Annotated in this window: 6 protein-coding genes; 3 read left to right on the forward strand and 3 right to left on the reverse strand. The window is 67.0% G+C overall.

What is annotated here, in order from left to right:
* The first annotated feature begins 49 nt into the window (after positions 1-49).
* Together NE236_RS29895 and katG are read left to right on the forward strand one after the other, a co-directional pair.
* On the forward strand, positions 50-487 hold the full coding sequence (locus NE236_RS29895) for a Fur family transcriptional regulator (RefSeq protein WP_252845521.1): 438 nt from the start codon (positions 50-52) through the stop codon (positions 485-487).
* Positions 488-519: 32 nt separating this feature from the next.
* Complete coding sequence (katG, locus tag NE236_RS29900) at positions 520-2751, forward strand: catalase/peroxidase HPI (protein ID WP_252845522.1); 2232 nt, start codon at positions 520-522, stop codon at positions 2749-2751.
* 188 nt (positions 2752-2939) lie between these two features.
* On the opposite strand, the gene NE236_RS29905 is transcribed toward katG, so the two are convergent.
* Together NE236_RS29905 and NE236_RS29910 are read right to left on the reverse strand one after the other, a co-directional pair.
* Positions 2940-3674, reverse strand: coding sequence for a hypothetical protein (locus NE236_RS29905; protein WP_252845523.1), 735 nt, complete (start codon positions 3672-3674; stop codon positions 2940-2942).
* A gap of 578 nt (positions 3675-4252) precedes the next feature.
* Positions 4253-4573, reverse strand: coding sequence for a histone-like nucleoid-structuring protein Lsr2 (locus tag NE236_RS29910; protein WP_252845524.1), 321 nt, complete (start codon positions 4571-4573; stop codon positions 4253-4255).
* A 515-nt stretch (positions 4574-5088) separates the two neighbouring features.
* Between NE236_RS29910 and NE236_RS29915 the strand changes: the two genes are divergently transcribed.
* The gene (locus NE236_RS29915) at positions 5089-5520 is read left to right on the forward strand and encodes a hypothetical protein (RefSeq protein ID WP_252845525.1); all 432 of its coding nucleotides are present in this window, start codon (positions 5089-5091) and stop codon (positions 5518-5520) included.
* A 165-nt stretch (positions 5521-5685) separates the two neighbouring features.
* Here the strand turns inward: NE236_RS29915 and NE236_RS29920 are convergent.
* A partial coding sequence (locus tag NE236_RS29920) for a hypothetical protein (protein ID WP_252845526.1) occupies positions 5686-6000 on the reverse strand: 315 nt, incomplete at its 5' end.

Consider the following 6000-nt stretch of genomic DNA (forward strand, 5'->3'; position numbering starts at 1 on the left):
TCATTCAATATCTTGAATTATTCGCGTTTGTGAAGGTAGGTTGGGCGGTATGACCGCATCCCAGCCTTCGACCCCCGCCGAGGAGTTGCGCGGTGCCGGCCTGCGGGTGACGGCCGCCCGCGTCGCACTGCTCGATACCGTCCGGGACGGTGACCACCTCGGCGTCGAGGCGATCGCCTCCGGGGTGCGCGATCGTGTAGGCCATATCTCCCTTCAAGCCGTGTATGAGGCCCTCCACGCGCTCACCGCTGCGGGACTCGTACGCCGCATCGAGCCGCCGGGCAGCCCGGCCCGGTTCGAGGGACGCGTCGGGGACAACCATCACCACGTCGTGTGCCGGTCGTGCGGTGACGTCGCTGACGTCGACTGCGCGGTCGGCGAGGCGCCCTGCCTGACCGCGTCCGACGACCACGGCTTCTCGATCGACGAGGCCGAGGTCATCTACTGGGGCCTGTGCCCCGGCTGTTCCACCGCCCGCAGTTCCTGAGCACGTGATCCGCCTAGTCCGGAAGGATTCCCATGACTGAGAACCATGACGCGATCATCACAGAGACGAAGACGGAGGGCGGAGGTGGCTGCCCGGTCGCGCACGGGCGCGCCCTGCATCCGACTCAGGGCGGTGGAAACCGCCAGTGGTGGCCGGAGCGACTCAACCTGAAGATCCTCGCCAAGAACCCCGCCGTGGCCAACCCCCTCGGCGAGGAGTTCGACTACGCCGAGGCGTTCAAGAGCCTCGACCTCGCGGCCGTGAAGCAGGACATCGCCGAGGTGCTGACGACCTCGCAGGACTGGTGGCCGGCCGACTTCGGTCACTATGGCCCGCTCATCATCCGGATGGCGTGGCACAGCGCGGGCACCTACCGGATCAGCGACGGCCGCGGCGGTGCCGGAGCCGGCCAGCAGCGCTTCGCCCCCCTCAACAGCTGGCCGGACAACGCGAACCTCGACAAGGCGCGCCGCCTGCTGTGGCCGGTCAAGAAGAAGTACGGTCAGAAGATCTCGTGGGCCGACCTCATGATCCTCGCCGGCAACGTCGCCCTGGAGTCGATGGGCTTCAAGCCCTTCGGCTTCGGCGGTGGTCGTGAGGACGTCTGGGAGCCCGAGGAGGACGTCTACTGGGGTCCCGAGACCACCTGGCTCGACGACGAGCGCTACACCGGCGACCGGGAGCTCGAGAACCCCCTCGGTGCGGTCCAGATGGGCCTGATCTACGTCAACCCGGAGGGCCCGAACGGCAACCCGGACCCGCTCGCCGCGGCCCGCGACATCCGGGAGACGTTCCGCCGAATGGCGATGAACGACGAGGAGACGGTCGCCCTGATCGCGGGCGGTCACACCTTCGGCAAGACTCACGGTGCGGGCCCGGCGGACCACGTCGGCGACGACCCCGAGGCCGCCTCGATCGAGGAGCAGGGCCTCGGCTGGAAGAACACCTACGGCACCGGCAAGGGCGGCGACACGATCACCAGCGGGCTCGAGGTCACGTGGACGCCCACCCCGGTGACGTGGGACAACACCTTCTTCGAGACCCTGTTCGGCTACGAGTGGGAGCTGACCGAGAGCCCCGCCGGTGCGAACCAGTGGACGGCGAAGGACGGCGCCGGAGCGGGTACCGTCCCCGACGCCCACGACCCGTCGAAGAGCCACGCCCCGACGATGCTGACGACCGACCTCGCGCTCCGGGTCGACCCGGTGTACGAGCAGATCTCACGGCGCTTCCTCGAGAACCCCGACGAGCTCGCGGACGCCTTCGCCCGGGCGTGGTACAAGCTGACCCACCGCGACATGGGGCCGATCGTGCGCTACCTCGGCCCGGAGGTCCCGGCCGAGTCGCTGCTGTGGCAGGACCCGCTCCCCGCGGTGACGCACGAGCTCGTCGACGCTGAGGACATCGCCACCCTCAAGGCACAGATTCTCGCCTCCGGCCTGACGGTGCCCCAGCTCGTGTCCACCGCGTGGGCGTCGGCCTCGTCCTTCCGCGACAGCGACAAGCGCGGCGGCGCCAACGGTGCGCGTATCCGCCTCCAGCCGCAGAGCGGGTGGGAGGCCAACGACCCCGACGAGCTGGCGACGGTGCTGCGCACCCTGGAGAGGACCCAGGAGGTCTTCAACGCCGCCCAGACGGGCGGCAAGCAGGTCTCGCTCGCCGACCTGATCGTGCTCGCCGGTGGTGCTGCCGTCGAACAGGCCGCCAAGGACGCCGGCTTCGACGTCGAGGTCCCCTTCACGCCGGGCCGCGTGGACGCGTCGCAGGAGCAGACGGACGTGGAGTCGTTCGCCGCGCTCGAGCCGACCGCCGACGGGTTCCGCAACTACCTCGGGAAGGGCCACCGGCTCCCGGCCGAGTACCTGCTCATCGACCGGGCGAACCTGCTGACCCTGAGTGCCCCCGAGATGACGGCCCTCGTCGGTGGCCTCCGCGTCCTGGGCGCGAGCCACGGGCAGCCCCCGCTCGGCGTCCTCACCACGACCCCCGGGTCTCTGACCAACGACTTCTTCGTCAACCTGCTCGACCTGGGTACGACGTGGAAGGCGACGTCGGAGGACGCGAACACGTTCGAGGGTCGCGACGCCGTCACGGGCGAGGTCAAGTGGACCGGCAGCCGTGCCGACCTCGTCTTCGGGTCGAACTCCGAACTGCGCGCGCTCGCGGAGGTCTACGCGAGCGATGACGCGAAGGAGAAGTTCGTGAACGACTTCGTCGCGGCGTGGGACAAGGTGATGAACCTCGACCGGTTCGACCTCGTCTGAGCATGACGTCCAGGTCGGCCCTCACCGGCCGACCTGGACGTCCGGCGATCCGCCGCTGGTGGAAGGCGAACCCGGCCGGCAGGACGCCGCGGCGCCGAGGCACGGCCAGGTCCACGCGGGCCGGCCCCGCCCGCGGCGTCCCGTCCCGTGCGGCGTGTGGCAGAGGGCCGAGATCGGGCCGACCGGCGTTAACCGTCGATGCTGATGATCTGCGCTTTTCCGTCGTGCTTGCACCAGTGGTGGCCGTCGCTCCAGCCGCTGCAGGCGTTCTTCACCGTCACCGTGGACAGCACCCGCCAGTCGCCCCGGGAGACGAGCTTCTTGACCAGCAGTTCGCGGGCGCGGTCCTGCCAGCCGAACTTTTCACGCGAGGTGTTCTCGTCCACGTCGAAGTGGACGGTGGCGATCAGGTAGTACGGCCTGAACCCGTAGCCGCCCTGATACACCTGGGTGCCGCGACTCCCGTCAGGTCCATAGGTACGAAGATGGATGTCGGTCCCCGCACTACAGTGCCCCCAGCACCCGAAGGCACCCTTGCGCCCGGCCGACTTCGACGTCCATGGATCCGTCGGATTCACACCAGGACGGCTTCCGCCAACCCCCTTGAGTGTCATCTTCGAGCCACTCTTGGTCAGGCCGACCTTCTTGACCTGCGCATAGACCCGATCGACCAGGTCCGATTTCTTGCTGACGAAGATGATCGAAACTGGGTTGTCCCGCTTGGAACCGTCCTGGTCCCAGTTCTGGAACTTGTACTTGATTCCCCGGGCCTTGACCTGGCTCGCCGGCGCCGCGCCGGCCTCCGTCGCCCCGAGTCCGAGCGCTACGGCCGCTCCTACCGCCACCACCGCCATCGACTGCAACGGACGAAGCCATCGCCGCCGGCCAGACGACGGCGTCGCCTCAATGATCTTTCTGGACATGGCAGACCATGATCCAGAAACGGCGCGATCTGCACAATCCCGACGGGTGCTCGAGAATCCGAAAGGCATCTTCGCCGACGAGACAGCTCACTTCCGCAGTCGGCGGCCGACGGGCCGACCTTGCTCAACGAGGTCCTGGGAGCCCGTCGAACAGCGTTACCCGGTTCACCTGTGTCGTACGAGACGAATCCATGGAAGCGCCCGGTCGGCCGGCCACAGACCTGGACATAGAGGAGACCTCGCCGTCCATGCTCCGCGAACGCTGCCGGGCGCTGCTCGTTCCCCTCGCCCGACGAGCGCGGCGGCAGCGGCAGCGGCCGCGCCCGTCAGACAGCGCACGACGCACCTACTCCACCGACGACCAGCCCACCTACGCCGAGGTGGGAGCAGCAGCGAGACGACGACTTCGTCGCCATCGCGGCCACCTGGACGCCGCGGGGGGACTGTACGGACTGGTAGCCCCATCAGCGGCGAAAACGACGTATCAGTTCCGGACCATCCATCATCGAGCACCAGTATTGACGCGCTTTTGCGCGTCGATCGGGTCGATGGCGAACATCGTGCTCATTGCCAGCTGATCAGTGGGACCGCTCGTACTCTTCAACGACCGTTGCCGGTATCCGGCCGCGCTCGTTCACCTTGATTCCCTGGGTCCTCGCCCAGGCCCGGATCTCCGCCGATCGCAGTCGTCCACCGGTGGATCGCGCCTGTGCGCGCCGCACCCCGCCGGCTCGCCGTGCATGCTCAATGAACGGGGCCAGTCTCTCGCGGAGCAGCCCCGCGTTCTCAGCGCTCAGGTCGATTACGTAATCGGTCCCATCGATGCTGAACGGCACCGTAGCAGCGGCTTCCTCACCGTCCAGGTCGTCGATGAGGCGCTTAATCATCTGCTCAGCCATACGATCTCTCCTCTTAGTTCCAGAATCGCCATCCATCAATGTAGCATTCAATAGCTCGCCTCCCGCAGGAGAAATACCAAACTTGCAGAAGATCACCGATGACCTCGTACGCGAACGCGGAACCGGCACGGTGAAGGCGGTGCTGGCCCGTCATGTAGCGACCGTAAAGCGGAGCGATGGTCGGGACGCCTGAGTTATGTGGCCCTCCCTCTCGGCGGCTCTGTTTCGGACGAAGCCGCCGAGGCCCTTTGACGCCGAGTCCGATGTCGCTCCGTGGGTTGGATGGGGGCGGGCTCCACGCTTTCGCGGGAGTCGTCGGGGTCGGCCTGGACGGTGACGGATGCCTTGAGCCTCCGGTCAGACACGGACGACGTCGTTGGACCATCCCTTGCGCCGGAGTCCAGCGCGTCTTGGCGACATGGTCGAGTGCGACGTCGTCGACGTCGATCGGGGGGTCGTCCTCGAGCCGGCGGTTCCACACACGCCGGCCGGTGCGGCGCGGGTCGGTGAGGCGGGTGGGTGAGTACGGCGTGCAACGCCGCCGCTGGCCGTCGCGGCCGAGCAGGTCGCAGGCCGCAGGCGGCAGGTCGCAGGCGGCAGGCGGCTTCGAGTTCGAGCGCACCGGTCGGCGCCTCCCTCTACCCGAGCGCGAGATCCGCCAGGAGGGACTGGCGGCGGGCCGAGCCGGTGCTGACATCGGTGGTGGCCACCAACTCTCTGCCGAGTATCTCGACGCGGCGGATGGAGAGGTCGCCGAGCGACTCGGCGGGGCGCCGTCGTCCAAGCCGCAGGTCAGGGCGTGGGTGCGGCAGCTGGTGAGGTGGTCGCGACCTCCGCGCTGGACGTCGGACGCCGACCCGTCCACCTCCCGCTGGATCGATTTCGTGCCGCAGAAGGTGCGCGAAGGTGGCACAATAACAACGCACGCCCTGATCGCTAGGGCGTGAGCGCCGACGAGTGCGGAGAGATCCTCAACGTAGGCACGGGACGTCGTGACGAACCACGGTTCGGCGCGAGGTACTATGGATACACCGGCCCGGTTCGAGTACGAGACACCATTCGGTGGCTCGGTCGCCGGGAACCTCCCTGTATAGTTTCGGAAGTCCTAGACTTCAGTCACTGAATACTGGGCGGGCTGAGATGTTTCCCGAGTCGGTCGATTCGACAAAGGGAAACGGATCGGTAAGATAGAGGAAATGCCCCAGACGGGAACTGGAAACAGGGTCCTGACGGTGTGTGTCCGTTTCTTGAGAACTCAACAGTGTGCTAAAAGCCAGTGCCTTTTGGTCCTTGTCCGATCGGCTGGCCTTCGGGTTGGTTGATTGGTTTGGATTTCTTTGGCAAGTATGATTCTTGCCGGGATTTGTTTCGTAAGGGTTTGGCGGCCTGCCTTTGGGTGGGTTGTCGTTTGGCCTTAACGGAGAGTT

It is taken from the genome of Actinoallomurus purpureus, assembly GCF_024055795.1.
GTDB classification, from domain to species: Bacteria; Actinomycetota; Actinomycetes; order Streptosporangiales; family Streptosporangiaceae; genus Actinoallomurus; species Actinoallomurus purpureus.